The 21,674-nt window shown below is 73.7% G+C and carries 18 protein-coding genes and 1 riboswitch; of the genes, 8 read left to right on the forward strand and 10 right to left on the reverse strand.

What is annotated here, in order from left to right:
• Positions 1 to 49: 49 nt before the first annotated feature.
• The 4 genes from pknB to thiO all read right to left on the reverse strand — a co-directional run bounded on the left by pknB (position 50) and on the right by thiO (position 4,762).
• Entirely contained in the window at positions 50 to 2,017 is a 1,968-nt protein-coding gene (gene pknB, locus ACWGL3_RS19965) for a Stk1 family PASTA domain-containing Ser/Thr kinase (protein WP_267948899.1), read from the reverse strand.
• Positions 2,018 to 2,511: 494 nt separating this feature from the next.
• Positions 2,512 to 3,294 (reverse strand): thiazole synthase, encoded by a 783-nt coding sequence (locus ACWGL3_RS19970; protein WP_267948900.1) that lies wholly within the window; start codon positions 3,292 to 3,294, stop codon positions 2,512 to 2,514.
• A 2-nt stretch (positions 3,295 to 3,296) separates the two neighbouring features.
• Positions 3,297 to 3,512, reverse strand: coding sequence for a sulfur carrier protein ThiS (gene thiS / locus ACWGL3_RS19975; RefSeq protein ID WP_267948901.1), 216 nt, complete (start codon positions 3,510 to 3,512; stop codon positions 3,297 to 3,299).
• An 8-nt stretch (positions 3,513 to 3,520) separates the two neighbouring features.
• Positions 3,521 to 4,762 carry a glycine oxidase ThiO gene (gene thiO, locus ACWGL3_RS19980; RefSeq protein ID WP_378554912.1) on the reverse strand — a complete coding sequence of 414 codons (1,242 nt, stop codon included), beginning with the start codon at positions 4,760 to 4,762 and terminating at the stop codon, positions 3,521 to 3,523.
• Positions 4,758 to 4,871, reverse strand: a riboswitch (TPP riboswitch). Its footprint overlaps the gene before it by 5 nt.
• 107 nt (positions 4,872 to 4,978) lie before the next feature.
• On the opposite strand from thiO, the gene ACWGL3_RS19985 reads away from it, so the two are divergent.
• Together ACWGL3_RS19985 and thiE are read left to right on the forward strand one after the other, a co-directional pair.
• Entirely contained in the window at positions 4,979 to 5,356 is a 378-nt protein-coding gene (locus tag ACWGL3_RS19985) for an Rv2175c family DNA-binding protein (RefSeq protein WP_267950307.1), read from the forward strand.
• A gap of 138 nt (positions 5,357 to 5,494) precedes the next feature.
• Positions 5,495 to 6,163 carry a thiamine phosphate synthase gene (gene thiE, locus ACWGL3_RS19990; protein WP_330157729.1) on the forward strand — a complete coding sequence of 223 codons (669 nt, stop codon included), beginning with the start codon at positions 5,495 to 5,497 and terminating at the stop codon, positions 6,161 to 6,163.
• Between the two features lie 136 nt (positions 6,164 to 6,299).
• Here the strand turns inward: thiE and ACWGL3_RS19995 are convergent, their stop codons facing one another.
• From ACWGL3_RS19995 to ACWGL3_RS20010, 4 genes are all read right to left on the reverse strand, one after another.
• A complete protein-coding gene (locus ACWGL3_RS19995; protein WP_267948903.1) occupies positions 6,300 to 7,304 on the reverse strand; it encodes a zinc-binding dehydrogenase in 1,005 nt (334 codons plus the stop codon).
• A 152-nt stretch (positions 7,305 to 7,456) separates the two neighbouring features.
• A complete protein-coding gene (locus tag ACWGL3_RS20000; protein ID WP_267948904.1) occupies positions 7,457 to 8,350 on the reverse strand; it encodes an SDR family oxidoreductase in 894 nt (297 codons plus the stop codon).
• A 68-nt stretch (positions 8,351 to 8,418) separates the two neighbouring features.
• Entirely contained in the window at positions 8,419 to 9,732 is a 1,314-nt protein-coding gene (locus ACWGL3_RS20005; protein ID WP_452461660.1) for a DUF418 domain-containing protein, read from the reverse strand.
• A 110-nt stretch (positions 9,733 to 9,842) separates the two neighbouring features.
• A complete protein-coding gene (locus tag ACWGL3_RS20010) occupies positions 9,843 to 10,934 on the reverse strand; it encodes a polyprenyl synthetase family protein (protein ID WP_267948906.1) in 1,092 nt (363 codons plus the stop codon).
• A gap of 202 nt (positions 10,935 to 11,136) precedes the next feature.
• On the opposite strand from ACWGL3_RS20010, the gene metF reads away from it, so the two are divergent.
• Positions 11,137 to 12,066 carry a methylenetetrahydrofolate reductase [NAD(P)H] gene (metF, locus tag ACWGL3_RS20015; protein WP_267950308.1) on the forward strand — a complete coding sequence of 310 codons (930 nt, stop codon included), beginning with the start codon at positions 11,137 to 11,139 and terminating at the stop codon, positions 12,064 to 12,066.
• Here the strand turns inward: metF and ACWGL3_RS20020 are convergent.
• Complete coding sequence (locus tag ACWGL3_RS20020; protein ID WP_267948907.1) at positions 11,978 to 12,592, reverse strand: GNAT family N-acetyltransferase; 615 nt, start codon at positions 12,590 to 12,592, stop codon at positions 11,978 to 11,980. The two genes, metF and ACWGL3_RS20020, sit on opposite strands and share 89 nt — an antisense overlap.
• A 270-nt stretch (positions 12,593 to 12,862) precedes the next feature.
• Entirely contained in the window at positions 12,863 to 13,357 is a 495-nt protein-coding gene (gene bldD, locus ACWGL3_RS20025) for a transcriptional regulator BldD (protein WP_013154123.1), read from the reverse strand.
• A gap of 558 nt (positions 13,358 to 13,915) precedes the next feature.
• Between bldD and pyrR the strand changes: the two genes are divergently transcribed.
• From pyrR to carB, 5 genes are all read left to right on the forward strand, one after another.
• Positions 13,916 to 14,539 (forward strand): bifunctional pyr operon transcriptional regulator/uracil phosphoribosyltransferase PyrR, encoded by a 624-nt coding sequence (pyrR, locus tag ACWGL3_RS20030; RefSeq protein ID WP_267948908.1) that lies wholly within the window; start codon positions 13,916 to 13,918, stop codon positions 14,537 to 14,539.
• A complete protein-coding gene (locus tag ACWGL3_RS20035; RefSeq protein ID WP_267948909.1) occupies positions 14,539 to 15,447 on the forward strand; it encodes an aspartate carbamoyltransferase catalytic subunit in 909 nt (302 codons plus the stop codon). The genes pyrR and ACWGL3_RS20035 overlap by 1 nt, the downstream gene beginning before the upstream one ends.
• Positions 15,448 to 15,606: 159 nt before the next feature.
• The gene (locus ACWGL3_RS20040) at positions 15,607 to 16,908 is read left to right on the forward strand and encodes a dihydroorotase (RefSeq protein ID WP_267948910.1); all 1,302 of its coding nucleotides are present in this window, start codon (positions 15,607 to 15,609) and stop codon (positions 16,906 to 16,908) included.
• Between the two features lie 59 nt (positions 16,909 to 16,967).
• Positions 16,968 to 18,113, forward strand: coding sequence for a glutamine-hydrolyzing carbamoyl-phosphate synthase small subunit (gene carA, locus ACWGL3_RS20045; protein WP_267948911.1), 1,146 nt, complete (start codon positions 16,968 to 16,970; stop codon positions 18,111 to 18,113).
• A 16-nt stretch (positions 18,114 to 18,129) separates the two neighbouring features.
• Positions 18,130 to 21,432, forward strand: coding sequence for a carbamoyl-phosphate synthase large subunit (gene carB, locus ACWGL3_RS20050; protein WP_267948912.1), 3,303 nt, complete (start codon positions 18,130 to 18,132; stop codon positions 21,430 to 21,432).
• Positions 21,433 to 21,674: the final 242 nt, after the last annotated feature.

Raw genomic sequence — 21,674 nt, forward strand, 5'->3', positions numbered from 1 at the left:
GGTCCGGCCCGCACGCCCCTGCCCACACGCCCGGTCCCGGGCATGCGCGTCAGTCGTCCTCTTCGAAGTCCCCGAAGTCGATGCCGCCCGGGGTCGCGGTGATCGTGATCTCCGTGCCCTCCGGCGCCTCGCCCGTGTGCGACTGGTGGGAGACCACCCTGCCGCCGAGGACGCGCTCGACGTTCACGTCGAAGCCCGCGTCCTCCAGCTCCTCCTCGGCGTCCCGCACCGGCATGCCGACCACGTCGGGGATCGTGACGCCCGGGGGGCCGGTGGAGACGGTCAGGGTGACCTCGCCGTTGGCCCCCACGCTGGCGCCGTTGTCCGGGCTCTGCCGGATCACGAGGCCCTCGTCGACGTCCTCGCTCTCCTCCTCGACCACCCTGACGGAGAGGCCGAGTTCCTCCAGGGCCGTCCGGGCGGCGCCCTGCTCCTGGCCGACCACGGCCGGAACGGAGATGCTGCGGCTGACGGTGACCGTGACCGTGCCCTCCCGGTCGGCCTCGGCGCCCGCCTCCGGGTCGGTGGAGATCACCTCGCCGGGCGGGACGTCCTCGTCGTCCACGTCCACCTGTTCGAGGTTGTCCGGGGAGAACCCGAGGTCCTCCAGCGCCGCGAGGGCGTTCGCGGCGTCCTCGCCCGCCAGGTCGGGCATGGTCACGTTCTGCGGGCCCTGGGAGACGTACACGGTCACCTCGTCCCCGGGCGACAGGCGCTCGCCCTGTCCGGGATCGGTCCGACCGACGCTGCCCGGCTCGGCGTCGCTGTAGACGGGCTCCTCCGCGAGCGTGTAGACCAGCCCCTCGTCGAGGATGGCCTCGCGCGCGGCCTCGGGGCTCTGCCCCACCACGTCCGGCACGGACTCGAACCGCCCGACGAGGAACCACCAGCCGGTGAGGAGCAGCACCAGTGCCAGGGCGGCGGCGCCGATCCCGATCAGCAGACCGCGGCGCCTCGGGGCGTCGCGGTCGTCCGGGTAGTCGTCGTAGTCGTCCCCGTCGTAGCCGTCGTCGCGCAGCCCCGCGCTGTTCATGTCCACGACCATGGTGGCGTTCTCGGTGCCCGGCCCCGCCCCGCCCGCGATGAGCTGGGGGGCGGTGACGGACGCCGTCGCGGCGGTCGGGGCGACGGGTGCGAGCGGCGCCTCGCCGCCGGGGGCCCGGGCCGGCAGGCGGTGCAGGACCTCCAGCACCTTGGCCAGGTACTGGCCCGCGTTGCTCGGACGGTAGCGGGGGTCGCGCTCGGTGGCCTTGGTGACCAGCGCGTCCACCTCGGGCGGGAGGCCCGGCAGGAAGTGCGAGGGGCGGGGCACGTCCTCGTTGACGTGCTGGTAGGCGATCGCGATGGGCGTCTCGCCGGTGTGCGGCTGGCCGCCGGTCAGCAGCTCGTAGAACATGATGCCCGCGGCGTACACGTCGCTGCGGGCGTCGGCGACGCCCTTCTCGATCTGCTCCGGCGCCAGGTAGGCGGCGGTGCCCATGAGGGTGCCGGTCCGGGTGAGGCCCTGGTTGGACTGCTCCACGGCGCGCGCCAGGCCGAAGTCGGCCACCTTGACCCGGCCGTCCTCGGTGAGGAGGACGTTCTCGGGCTTGACGTCGCGGTGGACCATGCCCGCCTGGTGGGCGGCGCCGAGCGCGGCCAGGACCGACGCCATGACGTTCAGGGCCTCGTGCGGGGACAGGCGTCCGCGGGCCTTGAGCAGGTCGCGCAGGGTGCGGCCGGGCACGTACTCCATCGCCAGGAACACGTGTCCCTGGTCCTCACCCTGGTCGAAGACCTGGACGACGTTGGGGTGGGAGAGCTTGGCGACGGAGTGCGCCTCGTTGATGAAGCGCTGGACGAAGGTGGGGTCCTGTGCCAGCGACGGGTGCATCACCTTCAGCGCCAGGCGGCGGTCCAGCCTCAGGTCGTGGGCGACGTAGACGGTCGCCATCCCGCCTCCGGCGATCCTGGACTCGACGAAGTAGCGTCGGTCGAGGGTCGCGCCTACGAGCGGGTCGGAAGTCGTCATGTCCACGGCGGAGTAGTGTCCTTGCTGCGGGGAGCGCGGGCTGTCGCGGTTGGTGGCGCGTACCCGACACCGGGTGTCGAACCGACACGATAGCGGAAGCCCACGCCAGGTCTGCCCCGCGGTTCGCGGTCGCGTCGCGCCTCTCCACCCTCGGTGGCGGGCGTTCGCGCCTGGTTCATCGGCGAGCGTGCGGTGCCCTCCGTCGGGCCGCACACCCATCCCACGTTAGGGGACGGTTCCAAACGTTCCGGGAACGGCGCTCCGGACCTCGCGGGACCGGTGCGCGCCGGGCCCCCGGTCCGGGGACCGGGAGGCCCGGTCCCCGCGGCGTCGCGGCCCCGGGGGCCGTCCCGGCGGGCCGGCCAGGGTGGGACCGGTCACGCCCGGACGGAACACGCGCCCCGTGCGCCCCGGCCCCGGGCGCGTCACGCCCCGGAGGGACGGGACACGCGGTCGGCGGCCCTCCCCGGGCGTGCGCGGCGGCAGGCCGCGCCGGGGCGCTACTCCACCGCGGGGGACGACGCGAGGGCGTGCCGACGCACCGGGATGCGACCGGCCAGGCGGGCGCCCCGGCCGGCCCGGACGGCGTCGCGCATCGCGGCGGCCATGCGCACCGGGTCCTGTGCCCGGGTCACGGCCGTGGCCAGCAGGACCGCGTCGCAGCCCAGCTCCATCGCGAGGGCGGCGTCGCTGGCGGTGCCGATCCCGGCGTCCACGATCACGGGGACCCCCGCGCCCTCCACGATCAGTTCGAGGTTGTGCGGGTTGCGGATCCCCAGCCCGGAGCCGATCGGCGCGGCCAGCGGCATCACCGCCGCGCACCCCAGCTGCTCCAGGCGCCGGGCCAGCACCGGGTCGTCGTTGGTGTAGGGCAGGACGGTGAACCCCTCGTCCACCAGCTGCTCGGCGGCGTCCAGGAGCTCCACCGGGTCGGGCAGCAGGGTGTGCTCGTCCGCCACGACCTCCAGTTTCACCCAGTCCGTGCCCAGGGCCTCGCGTCCCAGCCGGGCGGTGCGCACCGCGTCCGCCGCGGTGAAGCACCCCGCGGTGTTGGGCAGCGCGCGGATCCTGTTGCGGGACAGCACGTCCCACACCGACCCCTGGGCGCCGGGGGAGACCCTGCGCATGGCCACGGTGGTCAGCTCGGTCCCGGAGGTCACCAGGGCCTCCTCCAGGACCTCCAGGGAGGGCGCCCCGCCGGTGCCGGTGATCAGCCGCGAGCCGAAGGAGGTCCCGGCGATCACCAGGGGGTCCTCGACGCCTCCGGTTCCGTGTGCGCTCATGCTCAGCCTCCCTGGACCGCGGTGAGGACGTCCACGCGGTCGCCCGCGCCCAGCGCGCCGTCCGCCCACGCGGCCCGGCGCACCACCTCGTCGTTGACGGCCACGGCGATCCCGCCGGGGATCGTGCCGCCGCCCGGCGCGGTCAGGTCGCGGACGACCGCCTCCACGGTCGTGCCGTCGGCGAACTCGCGGAGGTCGCCGTTGATGATGAGTTGCACTGCCTCTCCTACTCCCACGTCGTCGTGTGCGCGTCGCCGGACACCCGGTCCGCGGCGAACCTGCGCGCGTACTCCGGCAGGGCGCCCGTGGTGAGGGCGCGCGCCATGGCCTCCCCGGTGGCCGGGGTCAGCAGGACCCCGTGCCTGAAGTGCCCCGCGGCCAGGTGCAGGCCGGGGACCCGGGTCGGCCCCAGCAGGGGCTCGTTGTCCGGTGAGCCCGGGCGCAGGCCCACACAGGTCTCGGTGACCTCCAGCTCGGTCACCCCCGGGACGAGCTCGCGCGCGTCCCGCAGGACCTGCCAGAGGCCCCCGGCGGTGAGCGAGGTGTCGTAGCCGAGCTCCTCCTGGGTGGCGCCGATGACCACCTCTCCGTCGGCGCGCGGCACCAGGTAGGTGGTGAAGCCCCTCACCAGGCCCCGGACCGTGCGGCCGACGAGGGGCGGCTCGCCGGCCGGCACCCGGGCGCGCAGGAGCTGGCCCTTGACCGGGCGCAGCGGCGGCACCACCGGTTCGGGCACCTTGACGCGGTCGCTCCAGCAGCCTGCGGCCAGGACGACCTGGTGGGCGGGCAGGACCCGGCCGTCGTCCAGGCGCACGCCCAGCCGGGCGCCCCCGGGGCCGGGGGCCGTGACCTCCTCCGCCCGACCGGCGGTCTCGGTGACTCCCGCGCGTCCGCCCGCCGCGGCCAGGGCGCGCAGCAGCAGCCGGGGGTCGACGGAGTGGTCGTCGGGAGCGAGCACGCCGCCGCGCACGGACGGGGCGAGCACCGGCTCCAGCCGGCGGCACTCGCGGCTCGTCAGGCGCTCGGTGGCGATGCCCAGGCGCTCCTGGAGCCGGTGCAGGTCGGTGAGGACGGCCATGTCGTCGCGGTCGAAGGCCACCAGGAGGGTCCCGGTGGTGCGGTAGCCCACGCGGATCCCGCCGGCGGCCTCCAGCTCGGCGACGAACCCGGGGTACATGCCCGCGGAGCGGACCCCGAACTCCATGAGGGGCTCCTCGCCGAACACGGCCTCGGTGGCCGGGGTGAGCATGCCCGCCGCGACGGTGGAGGCGGCACGGGCACCGGCGGGGCCGGTCACGGGGTCGGGTTCGACCAGGGTGACGCGGAGGCCCTCCTGGGCGGCCCGCCAGGCGGTGACCCTCCCCACGAGGCCGCCGCCGACCACGACGACGGTCCGCTCCGGCGCGTCCCCGGGGCCGCCACCGGTAGGACGAATCGTTTCGCGGCGGGGATCGTTCTTCGTGCGCACGGCGCTGTTCCCACTCCCTTCGCCGGCATGACCCGGATCAGGTTCGTGCGGTCGGAGGCTCACAGCCTCCCTCTCAGCCGGGTCCCACCCGGCTCCCGCGGGATGTGCAGAGGTCTGTCCCCATCCTAGAACCTCCTCCCGGAATGCGTGGCAGTGGTGGGGATCTCCACGGCGCCCGGCCCCCGCGGCGCCGGAAGGTGTCCGGGCCCCGTGCGGATGTGGCAGATTGGGAGGGTGACACGAAGCGACATCGACATAGACACGCTGGTCGGCGAGTGGCTGACCCTGAAGGAGGCGGCCGCGCCGCTCGGCGTGAGCCCCAACCGGATCAAGACCCTGATCCGCGAGAACCGCATGATGGGTGTGGTCCGCGGAGGGCAGCTGTCCGTCCCCGCCGCCTTCATCGACGGCGACGACCTCGTCAAGGGGCTGCCCGGGACCCTGGTGCTGCTGACCGACGCGGGCTTCTCCACGGAGGAGGCCCTGCGCTGGCTCTTCACCCCCGACGACACCCTGCCGGGCACGCCCATCCAGGCGATGCGGGAGAACCGGGGCACCGAGGTGCGCCGCCGCGCCCAGAGCATGGCCTTCTAGCGCGTGGTCCGCGGACGCTCTCGGCGGGCGTCGGCGGACGCGGGCCCGGAACGATCCGCGGAACACGGCCCGGGGCGCGGCGCGCCGTCGGGCGGCCTCCCCTCGGGGGCCGGCCGGCGAGGGCCTAGGGTGGGCGGGGTGAGGACCAGCCACGGAACCAGCCTGCGCAAGCGCCTGGACGCATCCCTTCTGTACCTGTGCACCGACGCCCGGACCGGGCGCGGTGATCTCGCCGAGTTCACCGACGCGGCCCTGGCCGGAGGGGTGGACATCATCCAGCTCCGGGACAAGGGGCTGGAGGCCCGCGAGGAGATCGCGGCCCTGGAGGTCATGCGGGAGGCCTGTGAGCGGCACGGGGCCCTGCTCGCGGTGAACGACCGCGCGGACATCGCCCGCGCGGTGCGCGCCGACGTCCTGCACCTGGGCCAGCGCGACCTGCCGGTGCCCATGGCCCGCGACATCATCGGGGCGGACCCCGTGATCGGCCGCTCCAACAACGACATCGCGGCCGCCTCCTCCTCCGCCGAGGAGGCCGGGAGCGACTACTTCTGCGTCGGCCCCACCTGGGCCACCCCCACCAAGCCGGGCCGCCCCGCGGCGGGCCTGTCCCTGGTCGAACGCGCCGCGGCGCTGGGCACGGACCGCCCGTGGTTCGCCATCGGCGGGATCGACGCGACCAACATCGACGCGGTGGTGGAGGCGGGCGCCCGCCGGGTCGTGGTCGTGCGCGCGATCACCGAGGCCGAGGACCCCCGGGCCGCCGCGGCCGGGCTGCGCGAGCGCCTGACCGCCCGCACCGGGGGCTGAGCGGCGCCCCCGGCCCCGCCGGACCCCGGGAGGGCGAGGACGCCGCCCCGCCCCCGGGGGAGGGGGCGGCCCCGCAGTCGGCCCCGTCCCCGACGGCGCGGCCGCCCGCGCCCGGCCGGTGGTCGCCCCACCGGCCTCACGGCACGAGGAGCACCTTGCCCAGGACCCGGCGCTCCTCCAGCGCCCGGTGGGCCTCCTCCGCCCGCTCCAGGGGCAGCGTCAGCCCCACATGCGGTCTCACGCGCCCGGAGCGGGCCATCTCCAGGATCCGGCGCACGGCGCCGCTCCGACCCTCCTTCCCGTCCTCCAGGTCGAAGAGGCCGAACACCTCGATCCCGCGGCGCTCCGCCTCCCCGGCGTCCACCTCGGAGAAGCGGCCCCCCGCGGAGCCGTAGGAGAGGAAGCGTCCGCCGTCGGCCACGGCGCCGAACGCCGCCTCGCCGAGGTCGCCGCCGCTCCCGTCCAGGACCACGTCGGCGCCCGCGCCGCCGGTGGCCTCGCGGACCCGCTCCACCCATCCGGGCTCGGAGTAGTCCACGACCGCCTCCGCCCCCATCTCACGGGCGAGGGCCAGTTTCTCCGGGCCCCGGGCGGCGCCCACGACGCGCGCCCCGGCCGCGGCGGCGAGCTGGACCGCCAGGCTGCCGGCCCCGCCCGTCGCCGCCAGCACGAGCACCCACGTGCCCGGGCCGAACCCGCCGCTGCGCTCCAGCGAGAGGGCGGTGGGCCCGTCGTGCAGGAGTGCCAGCGCCTGCTCCGGGGCCAGGCCCTCCGGGACGTCGACCAGTCCCGACGCCGGGACGGCGACCCGCTGGGCGTACCCGCCGAAGGGGGGCACGGGCTCGCCCCCCTCCGGGGCGGCACGGCCGGTGTCGGTGACGACCAGCGCGCCGACCCTCTCCGGGGCCACCCCCTCGCCGACCCGGACCACGGTCCCGGCCACCCCCGCGCCCGGCACGTACGGGGGCTCCACCGGGAAGTGGTCCAGCCCCCATCCGCTGCGGACCAGCGTGTCCAGGTACATCACGTTGGACGCCGCCACCTCCACCACGACCTGCCCGGGCCCCGGCTCCGGTTCGGGCACCTCCCGGGCCACCAGGACCTCGGGGCCGCCGAACCCGTCCACCCGTACCGCTCGCATACCGGATCTCCTCGCTGTCGCGCCGTGCTCTCCGCCGGCGGTGCCCAGCCTGGTACCTCAACTAATATTGAGGTCAAGTCCAGGTGCGGGAGAAGTCCCCGGGACGACGAAACCGCCGCGCACGGGGCGCGGCGGTGGCGGGCGGGCGGTGGTCAGACCCCGACGTGCGACAGGGCGCTCGGATGGCGCCGGAGGAACCCCTCGATGGACTGGGCCGGGTGGCCGGTCAGCTTGGGCACCGTCGGGGCGACCTCGTCGAGCTCACCCGCGGCGATCGCGGCGTACGACGAGGCCCACCCCTCGACGGCCCACTCCGGGGCGCCGGTGGCGCGGCGCGACTCCAGCGCCTCCTCCCAGGTCTCCGGCACGTAGCGGACGGAGCGGCCGGTGAGCGTGCCCAGCTTGTCGACCGTGGCTCCGAGGGTCAGGGCCTCCGGGCCGGTGACGTCGTGGGTCGTGTCCTCCGAGGCGAGCGCGGTCGCCGGGTCGGTCAGCACCGCCGTCGCCACGTCCGCCACGTCGTCCCGGGACACCCACGCGACCCGGCCGTCGCCGGCCGGGCCGCGCACCACGCCGTCGTCCCCCACCCAGCCGGGCAGCAGGTCCAGGTACAGGCTGGGTCTCAGGAACGTGTACCGCACCCCCGTCGACCTGATGTGGGCCTCGGTGTAGAAGTGCGTGCGCGCGAACGTGAACGTGGCGGCCGGACCAGCCCCCAGGAAGGACAGGTAGACGATCCGGGACACCCCCGCGCGGACCGCCCCGTCCACCGCGCTCAGGTGGACGTCCATCCGGTCCTCGGACTCGGTCGCCGAGACCAGGAACAGTGTGTCCACACCCCGGCAGGCCCGCTCGAAGCCCGCCGTGTCCTCGTAGGCCGCCATCGCCGCGGTGCTGCCCGGGTACTCCGGCGCCCGGTTGATGTCGCGCACGACGAGGCGCTGCGCCAATCCGAGCCGTGCGATCCGGGCTGCCACCCGCCCGCCCAGCGCCCCGGTCGCCCCGGTCACACCTATGGTGTGGTTTGTCATGTGATCGTCGCCCATGACACCCCATCCTGAGGTACGAGGGCCTGCCGGGCACTCACCGGCACGCGGCTTTTTGCGCCTCCGGGTCAGGGGGTGGTGCGCTCTTGGCCCTTCCCCTCGCCGGGCCCCGAGGGAGGGCCTGCGCCGTCGCCTCCGGGGGCGCCCTCCGACGACCCCCGTCCGGTCCTCCGGTAGGCCAGCCGGCGCAGCAGCACCTCGGCCGGGCCCCGCCTGCCCGCGCGCTCCAGCGCGTACGCGCCGGCCACCGTGACCAGCCAGACCCCCACCGCGAACAGGAACATCGACCACGGCGACAGGTGGGCCGCGACCCCCAGCCCCCAGGCGGTCAGGACCGGCGCGCACAGGACCGACTGGGCGAGGTACGCCGACAGCGACCGCTTGCCGGTCGCGCTCAGGGCGGTCACCACCGGGCCGGGCCCGCGGCCCCCCGCCTGGATCCGGTGGGCGACCAGGGCGATCAGCGCCACGTAGCCGACGCCGCAGGCCAGGCCGGTCACCATGTGGGGCAGGGCCAGCATGCCGCCCTGGGAGACGGTCAGGTCCCACGCCCCGACCTGGACGAGCGCGGAGGGGAGGCCGCCCAGCCACCCGAGGGAGATGCCGGCGGCGGCCGTCAGCCGCAGAAGGACCAGGTGGCGGCCCGGTTCCTCCAGGATCCGGCGGCGCGCCGCCCAGAAGCCGAGCAGGATCGCCGTGGGCACGGTCAGGCCGAGCAGGCCCTGGCCGAGCACGATGAGCGGCCACACCGACAGCCGCCCGATCGCGGCGCCCAGGATCGAGGGGTTGCCGATGTTGAAGGCCATGTCGTCCATGCCCGGACCCGCCATCGCGGGCTGGTCCGCGGGCATGAGCGCCAGGCCGACCAGGCTGGCGGCCGACAGCAGCAGCATGAGGCCGGTCAGGAGCCCGGCCCACACCAGCAGGGTGGTGTCCCTGCGGCGCAGGAACAGCCAGCCCAGGAGCAGGCCGGCCAGTCCGTAGGCGCCCAGGACGTCGCCCATCCACAGCAGCAGCGCGTGCACGAGGCCGAACGCGAGCAGCCACAGGTTGCGGCGGCGCAGCAGCGCGTCGACGGCCCCCGCGTCCGCTCCCGCGGCCTCCTGGCGCCGCGCGAGCTGCACCATGCCGTAGCCGAACAGGAACGCGAACATCGGGTAGCTGCGCCCGTCGACCGCGACGACGGTGAAGAACTGCGCCGCCGCGTCCAGCACGCCCCCGGGCTCCGGGTGGGCGCTCAGGCCGCCCATGGGGACGGCCCACAGGTACCAGACGGTGTTGGCGATCGCGATGAACAGGAGCATGAACCCGCGTGCCAGGTCGGGGGCGAGCGCCCGTTCACCCGCGTCCGTCGGGCCTCGTGAGACGGTGTGCCCAGACATGGGGTGTCCTCCGGTCGCGCTAGGTCTTTCGACGATTCAACCGGAGGACGAAGTCGGGCACAACGTACTTTTGCGCTGGGAAACCCCTGAATATCCCCTAAGGGCCGGGTTCAGTGGGTGCGCGCGGTCGCCGCCACCACCAGGGCGCGCAGCGGCTCGCGGGCGTCCGCGTCCAGCTCGGGGCTGTCCAGGGCGGCCACGGCCTGTCCGGCGTACTCCTCGACGAGGTCCTCGCAGGCACGCAGCGCGCCCGAGCCCTCGATCAGCCCGCACATCCACTCGACCGCGTCCACCGACAGGTCGGGGTCGCCCAGCAGGGAGGCGAAGCGCTCGCCGTCGGCGGCCCCGGTGCGGGCCAGCGTCTCGGCGACGATGAGTGTCCGCTTGCCCTCGCGCAGGTCGTCGCCGGCGGGCTTGCCCGTGGTGGACGGGTCGCCGAACACGCCGAGGACGTCGTCGCGCAGCTGGAAGGCCACGCCCAGCGGGAGGCCGTAGTCCGTGTAGACCCCCGCCAGCTCCTCGTACCGGCCCGCCAGGGCCGCACCCAGGTGCAGGGGGCGCTCCACCGTGTACTTGGCCGACTTGTACCGCATCACGCGCAGGGCGGCCTCGCGGGTGCCCGTGCTGCGCACCTGCTCCAGGGTGTCCAGGTACTGCCCGGCCATCACCTCCGTGCGCATCGCGTCGAAGGGGCGCCGACCGTCCCGCAGCACCTCCGGCGGGAACCCGCTGGCCTGGTACATCTCGTCCGACCAGACCAGGCACAGGTCGCCGATGAGGATCGCCGCCCCCCGGCCGAACCCGTCGCCGTCGCCGCCCCACCCCTGGTCGGCGTGCAGCCCGGCCAGCCGCTTGTGGGTGGCGGGCAGCCCGCGGCGGGTGTCGCTGTTGTCGATCACGTCGTCGTGGATGAGCGCGCACGCCTGGAGGTACTCCAGGGACGCGGCGGCACGGATCAGCCGCTCGTCGTCGGCGGCGCCCCCGGCGCCCCTCCACCCCCAGTAGCAGAAGGTCGGGCGCAGGCGCTTGCCGCCGGAGAGCATCGCCTCCAGGGCGTCCATGGCGGGTGCCAGCTCCTCGCCGATCCCCAGGACCAGCTCGCGGTGCGCGGCGCCGAACCCGGCCAGCTCGCGGTCCACCGCGGGGCGGGCCGCGAAGACGGACGGGGAGAGTGCGGAAGTGGAAGAAGAGGAAGGGGCCATGTCCTGCACGTTATCGGCTGTTCGGGGCGTCCTCACCCCGGTTCGGCCGACCCGCTCCGCCGGGGCGGGCGGGTCCGCGCCCCACCGGGCGCGCCCCGCGCCGGACGGCCCGGACACGGTCTCGCACTGTGGGACGCCGGTCCCTGTCCGTGAGTGCGCTTCGCCTAAGCTGGTGCACATGCTGGCAGCACCGACACGCCCCGTGGCGCCCCGAAGCCCGGCCCCCAGGCCGCGTCATATCCGCGAACTCCTCAACGCGGGCGAGCCGATGTTCTCCTTCGAGTTCTTCCCACCGCGCACGCCCCAGTCGCAGGAGCGGCTGTGGCGCGCGATCCGGGAGATCGAGGCACTCGGCCCGTCCTTCGTCTCGGTCACCTACGGCGCGGGCGGCAGCACGCGCGGGCTGACCGTGGAGACGACCGAGCGCATCGCCACCGACACCACCCTGCTGCCGGTGGCGCACATGACGCTCGTCGACCACTCCGTCGCCGAGCTGCGCCACCTCATCGGGCGCTTCGCGGACGCCGGCGTCTCCAACATGCTCGCCGTGCGCGGCGACCCCCCCGGCGACCCCGACGGCGAGTGGGTCAGCCACCCCGAGGGGCTGACCTACACCGAGGAGCTCGTCCGCCTCCTCAAGGACAGCGGCGACTTCTGCGTGGGCGTGGCCGCGTTTCCGTACAAGCACCCGCGCTCGGCCGACGTGGAGACCGACACCGACCACTTCGTGCGCAAGTGCGAGGCGGGCGCCGACTACGCCATCACCCAGATGTTCTTCGACCCGGAGGACTACCTGCGGCTGCGCGACCGCGTGGCGGCCCGGGGGTGCGAGGTGCCGATCATCCCCGAGGTGTTCCCCGTGGTCCGCTCGTCCTTCATCCCGCGCTCGGAGAAGCTCTCCGGGGCCCCCTTCCCGCGCGCCCTGGCGGAGCGGTTCGAGTCCTTCGGCGACGACGCCGAGGCGGTGCGGGCCTTCGGCATCGAGCACGCCCAGCGCATGTGCGAGCGCCTGCTCGACGAGGGCGCGCCGGGCATCCACTTCATCACCTCGAACCAGTCCAAGGCCACCAGGCAGATCTTCCGTGAGGTCTCCGGTCGCCGGAGCCCGTCAGGGGCAGACGCGCGGCCATGATCGAGAAGGGCTGGTCGGGGCTGCCCGGGAAGGCGAAGTCCTCCAGCACCTCGGTGAACCCGCACGAGCGGTAGAGGTGGCGCGCCGCCGACGGCCCCGTCCGCGTGGACAGGACGGCGGTGCGCTCACCGCGCCCCTCGCACAGGGCGTGGAGCACGGCCCGTCCCACGCCCTGGTTCTGCGCCTCGGGGTGGACGTGCACCTCGGCGATCTCCAGGGGGTCGGCGAGGTAGCGGCGCGCCTGGCGCGCCCGCCCGCCGGCGTGCAGCCCCTCGGCGACCATGTCGTGCCACCACTGGCCGCGCACGCCGTGGAAGCCGTAGGCGAAGCCGACGGGGCGCCCGTCGCGGAGCGCGACCACGGCGCGGAAGCCAGGGTAGTAGGCGTGGCCGTTCATGACGGCCGCGCGGCCGGGCAGCTGCTCGGGCGGCGGGCGCATGGCGGCCTCGTACACCCGGAGCAGCGCGGGGACGGCGTGCGTGAAGGCGGGCGGCGCCAGTTCGCGCAACTCGGTATCGGCTACCACAGCCCGATTTTAGGGCACGGGCCGCCGACGCGCCCTCGGCGCGGGGGACCTTGACGGGTCGGACGGGCTGGGGTTAACTGGTTTCTATCGAACAGGAGTTCGATTTACTTCCGCCGGGTCCGCCCGGCGGAGTGCGGCGCGGCCGGGTTGGGGAGGGGAAGCCCCACGCCCGGCCGCGCCGTTGCGCCGGCCCGGACACGACGAGAACCGGCGCCCCGCGGGGTGCCGGTTCTCGTCGAGCGGGTGCGACCTTCGTGTGTTCCCCGGTCCCTAGAAGGCGTCGACCGCGCGGCGCGCCTCGGGGTCGAGGACCCCCCAGTTGATCAGCTCCTCGGTCAGGTCGCCGGGCGACTTGTCGTAGATGACCGCGAGTGAACGCAGGTCCTCCTGGCGGATGGACAGCACGCGCCCGTTGTAGTCGCCGCGCTGGCTCTGGATGGTGGCGACGTAGCGGGAGAGCGGTCCTGCCTTCTCCTGCGGCAGCTGCTGCATGCGCTCCAGGTCGATCACCAGCTTGGGTGTCGGGCCCAGAGGCGTCGGCGCGGCGCCGCCCGGCAGCAGCTCCGACATGGGGACCCCGTAGAAGTCGGCCAGCTCGGCCAGCTTCTGGACGGTGACGGCGCGGTCGCCGCGCTCGTAGGAGCCGACCACGACGGCCTTCCAGCGTCCGTGGGACTTCTCTTCCACCCCGTGCAGGGACAGGCCCTGCTGGGTGCGGATGGCGCGCAGTCGCGCACCGAGGGACTTGGCGTATTCGGATGGCATGTTCTTGTCGCTCCCGGCCGTGACGGTGGCTGGCGTGGTGGGGGGACGTCCGCTCGTACTCGGCGAACCGCCTGTGCGGCTCAGCGGATGGTCACGGGGTGCAACCCCACCCGGTAGTGGTTACAGACAGTGACGGTAGGGGGGTCTGCCCCCCAGGTCAAGCCGTTGGTGTGAAACGCGACTAATCGGTGGCCAAACCGTGCGTAAGTGAGACTCCTCTCATGTCCGGACGGTTCGGGACGAGAGGGGCGTCGCGCTGGTCCACAAAGCCCGTTTCTACAGGGAATTTCACCTTTCAACTATTCTGTGGTCGTATCCACTGCGTGGCGATATGGCCACTCCTGGGCGATGAGAGTCCCCTCAATAGTGTGACCAGAGTCACATTGGCCGTTTTCGACCTCGGACCGCCCCTCGGGTGACCCGATCGCCGCTGGTAGCGTGGGGCCGATCGACATCCTTTAACGACCTGTTCTGTGAGGCAGGGAAGGGGTCACTGCTTTGCGTGTCCGAAAGTCGACGCAAGGTGATGCCGAAGGCGTCGCCGAACCGTCACCCGAGGTGCCCGACGGCACCCGCGCCGTCCTCGACGGCAACGAGATCAACCGGGCTCTGACCCGCATCGCCCACGAGGTGCTCGAACGCACCAAGGGCGGCGGGGACGTCACCCTCCTGGGCATCCCCTCCCGCGGTGTCCCGCTCGCCCGGCGCCTGGCGCAGCGCATCGGACGCGTCGAGGACCTCGCCGTCCCCGTCGGCTCCCTCGACATCACGATGTACCGCGACGACCTCAGATCGGCCCCCGTGCGCGCCCTCGGCAGGACCGAGATCCCCGGCGGCGGACTCGACGACCGCGTCGTCGTCCTCGTGGACGACGTGCTCTTCTCCGGCCGCACCGTGCGCGCCGCCCTCGACGCCCTCGGCGACCTGGGCCGGCCCCGCGCCGTCCAGCTCGCCGTGCTCGTGGACCGGGGCCACCGCGAACTGCCCATCCGCGCCGACTACGTGGGCAAGAACCTGCCCACCTCCCTGCGCGAGAACGTCACCGTGCGCCTGGAGGAGACCGACGGACACGACGCGGTCCTGCTCGGCCCCTCGCGGCCCCCGTCCGGCGCCTCCCGGGACGGAGGCCTCCGACCCGGGGCCCCCGGCCCCCGCCCCGGCTCCACCGAGGGGAACGCCTGATGCGCCACCTGCTCTCCACCGGAGACCTCAGCAGGGACGAGGCCACCCTCGTCCTGGACACCGCGGCCGAACTCGCCCAGGTCGGCGACCGCTCCGTCAAGAAGCTCCCGACCCTGCGCGGCCGCACCGTCGTCAACCTCTTCTACGAGGACTCCACGCGCACCCGCACCTCCTTCGAGCTCGCCGCCAAGCGCCTGTCCGCCGACGTCATCAACTTCTCGGCCAAGGGCTCCAGCGTCTCCAAGGGCGAGAGCCTCAAGGACACCGCGCTGACCCTCCAGGCCATGGGGGCCGACGCCGTCGTCATCCGGCACAGCGCCTCGGGGGCCGCCCACCGCCTCGCCACCTGGGTGGACGGCTCCGTCCTCAACGCGGGCGACGGCACCCACGAGCACCCCACCCAGGCACTGCTCGACGCGTACACGATGCGCGAGCGGCTGGGGCGCCTGGACGGCCTCAGGGTGGCCGTCGTCGGCGACATCCTGCACAGCCGCGTCGCGCGCTCCAACGTCCTGCTGCTCACCACCCTGGGGGCCCACGTCACCCTGGTCGCGCCGCCCACCCTGCTGCCGGTCTCGGTGGACACCTGGACGTGCGAGGTCTCCTACGACCTCGACGACGTGCTGCCCAAGTCCGACGTCGTGATGATGCTCCGTGTGCAGGCCGAGCGCATGCGCGACTCGTTCTTCCCGTCCGTGCGCGAGTACAGCCGCAACTACGGCCTCGACGGCGCGCGCCTGGCCCGGATGCCCGAGCACGCCATCGTCATGCACCCCGGACCGATGGTCCGCGGCATGGAGATCGCCGCCGAGGTCGCCGACTCGCCCCGGTGCACCGTCACCGCGCAGGTCGCCAACGGCGTCAGCCTGCGCATGGCCGTGCTCTACCTGCTGCTCGGCGGCTCCTAGCCCGCGCCCTCCCCGGGAGACGCCGCCCCGTCCCGCGACCGGCGCCCCGGGGGCCGGCGCCCGCCGGCGCCCGAGCCGGCCCCGCGCGGTGAGCGCCCTCCCGCCGGCGCCCGCGCGAACCACGCCTCCACCCGAGAACACGAGGAAGTCACCACCGCCATGCCCGACACCAACGGACCGCACCTGATCCGCGGCGCCCGCCCGCTCGGCGGGGACCCCGTCGACATCCTCATGGCCGACGGCCTGATCACCGCGATCGGCCCCGACCTGGAGGCCCCCGAGGGGGCCGAGACCGTCGACGCGACCGGACTGGTCGCCCTGCCCGGACTGGTGGACCTGCACACCCACCTGCGCGAGCCCGGGCGCGAGGACGCCGAGACCGTCGCGTCCGGCTCCCGCTCCGCCGCGGCCGGCGGCTACACCGCCGTCCACGCCATGGCCAACACCGACCCCGTCGCCGACACCGCGGGGGTCGTCGAGCAGGTCTGGCGCCTGGGCCGCGAGGCCGGCTACTGCGACGTGCGCCCGGTCGGCGCCGTCACCGTGGGCCTGGCGGGGGAGCGGCTCGCCGAGATCGGCGCGATGGCCGAGTCCGCCGCCCGGGTGCGCGTCTTCTCCGACGACGGCATCTGCGTCTCCGACGCCCTGCTCATGCGCAGGGCCCTGGAGTACGTCAAGGCCTTCGACGGCGTCGTCGCCCAGCACGCCCAGGAGCCCCGCCTCACCCAGGGCGCGCAGATGAACGAGGGCCGCGTCTCCGACCGGCTCGGCCTGCCCGGCTGGCCCGCCGTCGCGGAGGAGGCGATCATCGCCCGCGACTGCCTGCTCGCCCAGCACGTCGGCTCGCGCCTGCACGTGTGCCACGTCTCCACCAAGGGCTCGGTCGACATCATCCGCTGGGCCAAGGCCCGCGGCTGCGACGTGACCGCGGAGGTCACCCCCCACCACCTGCTCCTCACCGACGAGCTGGTGGAGAGCTACGATCCGATCTACAAGGTCAACCCGCCCCTGCGCACGGCCGAGGACGTGGAGGCACTGCGTGAGGGCCTGGCCGACGGGACCATCGACATCGTCGCCACCGACCACGCCCCGCACCCGAGGGAGGCGAAGGAGACCGAGTGGTCCACCGCCGCGATGGGCATGGTCGGTCTGGAGACCGCCCTGGCGGTCGTGCAGAGGACGATGGTCGACACCGGCCTGCTCACCTGGGCCGGGGTCGCCGACCGCATGTCCGCGGCGCCGGCCCGCATCGGCCGCGTCGGGGGGCACGGCCGCGAGCTCGCGGAGGGCGAGCCCGCCAACGTCGTCCTGTACGACCCGGCCGACCCGGTCGCGGTGGACGGTGCGGCCATGGCGACCAAGAGCAGCAACACCCCCTTCCGGGGCATGACCCTGCCGGGCCGGGTCCGCGCCACGTTCCTGCGCGGCACCCCCACCGTCCTGGAAGGCAAGATCAAGTGAACACGGCAGCGACAGCAGCGAACGCCCAGGCCGGTCCTGGTGCGGCAGAGGGGGGAAACGTGTCCGAGGAAACCGGCGGACCGGCGATTCTGGTGCTCGAGGACGGCCGGGTCTTCCGCGGCCGATCCTTCGGCGCCACCGGCGAGACCTTCGGCGAGATCGTCTTCAACACCGGCATGACCGGGTACCAGGAGACGCTCACCGACCCCTCGTACCACCGCCAGATCGTCACGATGACCGCGCCGCACATCGGCAACACCGGCGTCAACGACGACGACCCCGAGTCCGGCCGCATCTGGGTCGCCGGGTACGTCGTCCGCGAGCCCGCGCGCATCACCTCCAACTGGAGGGCCCGCCGGACCCTGGACGAGGAGCTGCGCCGCCAGGGCGTGGTCGGCATCGCCCTCACCGGCACCCGCGCCCTCACCCGCCACCTGCGCGACCGGGGCGCCATGCGCGCGGCCGTCAGCACCGTCGAGACCGACCCGGAGAAGCTGCTCGCCCGCGTCCTGGAGGCGCCCCGCATGGCCGGCGCCGACCTGGCCGCCGAGGTCAGCACGGACGCCGCCTACGAGGTCCTGCCCCCCGAGGGCGTCCCGACCCGGTTCCACGTCGCCGCCGTCGACCTCGGCATCAAGGCCATGACCCCCCAGCGCCTCGCCGAGCGCGGCTGCCGGGTCACCGTCCTGCCCTCCGCGGCCACCGCGGAGGACATCCTCGCCCTGGACCCGGACGGCGTGTTCTTCAGCAACGGCCCCGGCGACCCCGCCACCGCGGACGGCCCCGTCGACGCCATGCGCGGCGTCCTGGACGCGGGCAAGCCGCTCTTCGGCATCTGCTTCGGCAACCAGATCCTGGGGCGCTCCCTGGGCCTGGGCACCTACAAGCTGCCCTTCGGCCACCGCGGCGTCAACCAGCCGGTGATCGACACCCGCACCCGCAAGGTCGCCATCACCAGCCAGAACCACGGCTTCGCCGTGGACGCCCCGCTCGACACCCCCTTCGACACCCCCTACGGCCGGGCCGAGGTCAGCCACATCGGCCTCAACGACCAGGTCGTCGAGGGCCTGCGGCTGCTGGACCGGCCCGTGTTCAGCGTCCAGTTCCACCCGGAGGCCGCCGCGGGCCCCCACGACGCCGCCGAGCTCTTCGACGAGTTCGTCACCCTGATGTCCGACGCCCAGCCCGCTCCGGCTGCCAAGTAGTTAGAGGAACAAGAGCATGCCGCGCCGTAGTGATCTTTCATCCGTCCTCGTGGTCGGCTCCGGCCCGATCGTGATCGGGCAGGCGGCCGAGTTCGACTACTCGGGCACCCAGGCCTGCCGTGTCCTGCGGGCCGAGGGCCTGCGGGTCATCCTGGTCAACTCCAACCCGGCCACGATCATGACCGACCCCGAGATCGCCGACGCCACGTACGTCGAGCCGATCACCACCGAGATGATCGAGAAGATCATCGCCAAGGAGCGCCCCGACGCGCTCCTGCCCACCCTGGGCGGGCAGACCGCGCTCAACGCCGCCGTCTCCCTGCACGAGGCCGGGATCCTGGACAAGTACGGCGTCGAGCTCATCGGTGCCAACATCGACGCCATCCAGTCCGGCGAGGACCGCGAGAGCTTCAAGCGCATCGTCGAGCGCATCGGCGGCGAGTCCGCCCGCTCGCGCATCTGCCACACCCTCCAGGAGTGCCTGGACGCCGCCGAGGCGCTGAACTACCCGGTCGTCGTGCGCCCCTCCTTCACCATGGGCGGCGCGGGCTCCGGCTTCGCGCACAACGAGACCGAGCTGCGCCGCATCGCCGGACAGGGCCTCGCGCTCTCCCCGACCACCGAGGTGCTCCTGGAGGAGTCCATCCTCGGCTGGAAGGAGTACGAGCTGGAGCTCATGCGCGACACCAACGACAACGTCGTGGTGGTCTGCTCCATCGAGAACCTCGACCCCATGGGCGTGCACACCGGCGACTCGATCACCGTCGCCCCCGCCATGACCCTCACCGACCGCGAGTACCAGGAGCTCCGCGACCTCGGCATCGCGGTCATCCGCGAGGTCGGCGTGGACACCGGCGGCTGCAACATCCAGTTCGCCGTCCACCCCACCACCGGCCGGGTCATCGTCATCGAGATGAACCCCCGGGTCTCGCGGTCCTCCGCCCTGGCCTCCAAGGCCACGGGCTTCCCGATCGCCAAGATCGCCGCCAAGCTCGCCGTCGGCTACACCCTCGACGAGATCCCCAACGACATCACCAAGGAGACCCCGGCCAGCTTCGAGCCCACGCTCGACTACGTGGTCGTCAAGGTCCCGCGGTTCGCCTTCGAGAAGTTCCCCGGGGCCGACCCCACCCTCACCACCACGATGAAGTCGGTGGGCGAGGCCATGGCCATCGGCCGGTCCTTCCCCGAAGCCCTCCAGAAGGCCATGCGCTCGCTGGAGAAGGCCGGGGTGGGGCTGACCTGGGCGGGCAGCCCCGGTGACAAGGACGAGCTCCTCCGCAGGGCCGCCGTCCCCACCGAGCACCGGCTGCGCCAGGTCCAGCAGGCCTTCCGCGCCGGGGCCACCGTCGAGGAGCTCCACGAGTCCACGAGGATCGACCCGTGGTTCCTGGACCAGATGCTCCGGCTGGAGGAGGCGGCGCGCGTCCTCGCCGAGGCGCCCAAGCTCGACGCCGACCTGCTCCGCGAGGTCAAGGGCCTCGGCTTCTCCGACCTCCAGATCGGCGAGATCACCGGCCGGAGCGAGGACGTCGTCCGCGAACTCCGCCACGCCCTCGGCATCCACCCCGTCTACCTGACCGTGGACACCTGCGCCGCCGAGTTCGCCGCCCGGACGCCGTACCTGTACTCCAGCTACGACGAGGAGACCGAGGTCCCCGACGGCGACAAGCCCAAGATCATCATCCTGGGCTCGGGGCCCAACCGCATCGGCCAGGGCGTCGAGTTCGACTACTCCTGCGTCCACGCCTCCTTCGCCCTCTCCGAGGCCGGGTACGAGACCGTGATGGTCAACTGCAACCCCGAGACCGTCTCCACCGACTACGACACCAGCGACCGGCTCTACTTCGAGCCGCTCACCCTGGAGGACGTGCTGGAGGTCGTCCGCGCCGAGCAGCTCAGCGGCACGGTCGCCGGGGTCATTGTCCAGCTGGGCGGCCAGACCCCCCTCGGGCTGGCCCGCCGGCTCAAGGAGAACGGGGTGCCCATCATCGGCACCAGCCCCGAGGCCATCGACCTGGCCGAGGACCGCGGCGAGTTCGGCAAGGTCCTCGCCGAGGCGGGGCTGCCCGCACCCAAGTACGGCACCGCCTACTCCTTCGCCGAGGCCAAGGCCGCGGCGGACGAGATCGGCTACCCCGTCATGGTCCGCCCCTCCTACGTGCTGGGCGGCCGGGGCATGGAGATCGTCTACAGCGAGACGATGCTCGCCGACTACATCGAGCGCAACGCCCAGGTCAGCCCCGAGCACCCGGTGCTCATCGACCGCTTCCTGGACGACGCGATCGAGATCGACGTGGACGCGATCTACGACGGCACCGACCTGTACCTGGGCGGGGTCATGGAGCACATCGAGGAGGCCGGCATCCACTCCGGCGACTCGGCCTGCACCCTGCCCTCGATCACCCTGGGGCAGGAGGACATCGAGCGCATCCGCTACTCCACCGAGGCGATCGCCCGCGGCACCGGCGTGCGCGGCCTGATCAACGTCCAGTACGCGCTGGCCTCGGGCGTGCTCAACGTGCTGGAGGCCAACCCGCGCGCCTCCCGCACCGTGCCGTTCGTGTCCAAGGCGACCGCGGTGCCGCTCGCCAAGGCCGCCGCCCGCGTCATGGCGGGCACGTCCATCGCGGACCTGCGCGCCGAGGGCATGCTGCCCGCCACCGGCGACGGGGGCGACCTGCCCGCCGACGCCCCGGTGTCGGTCAAGGAGGCCGTGCTGCCGTTCAACCGGTTCATCGACAAGGAGGGCGAGGGGGTCGACACCATCCTCGGCCCCGAGATGCGCTCCACGGGCGAGGTCATGGGCCTGGACGTCGAGTTCGGCGCCGCCTACGCCAAGTCCCAGCTGGCCGTGAACGGCTCCCTGCCCACCCGGGGCAAGGTGTTCGTCTCCGTGGCCAACCGCGACAAGCGCTCGATGATCTTCCCGGTCAAGCGGCTCGCCGACCTGGGCTTCGACATCCTCGCGACCGAGGGCACCGCCGTGGTGCTGCGCCGCAACGGCGTGCGCGCCACCGTCGTGCGCAAGCACAGCGCGGGCCCCGGCCCCAACGGGGAGCGCACGATCGTGCAGCTCATCCACGAGGGCGGGGTGGACCTCATCGTCAACACCCCGTTCGGCAGCGCCGGCCAGGCCGGGCCGCGTCTGGACGGGTACGAGATCCGCACCGCCGCGGTGGTGCGCGGCGTGCCCAGCGTCACCACCGTGCAGGGGCTGGCCGCGGCCGTCCAGGCCATCGAGGCGCGCGTGCGCGGCGACGTCGGGGTGCGCTCCCTCCAGGAGCACGCCAGGGCGCTCAACGCCGGCCGGGAGTAGCCGGGGCCTCCCCGTCCGGGGCCCGGGCGGGCCCCGGACGGGACAGGGTGTGAGGAGCGCCACGGGGCGGTCCGGACACCGGCGGCGCGTGCCCCCCCGATCCGCCGGGCACGGGGCGGGGGAGGCGGCCGCGGCGCCGTCCCCCCGGGGCGGCGCCGGTGCGCTGAGCGGGGCCCGCCCACCGAACGGCCTAGGCTGTAGGGACAGGGCTGCCCCGCCTCCGGGCGGGGCCCCGGCAGTAG

This window comes from Nocardiopsis sp. NPDC055824 (assembly GCF_053616335.1).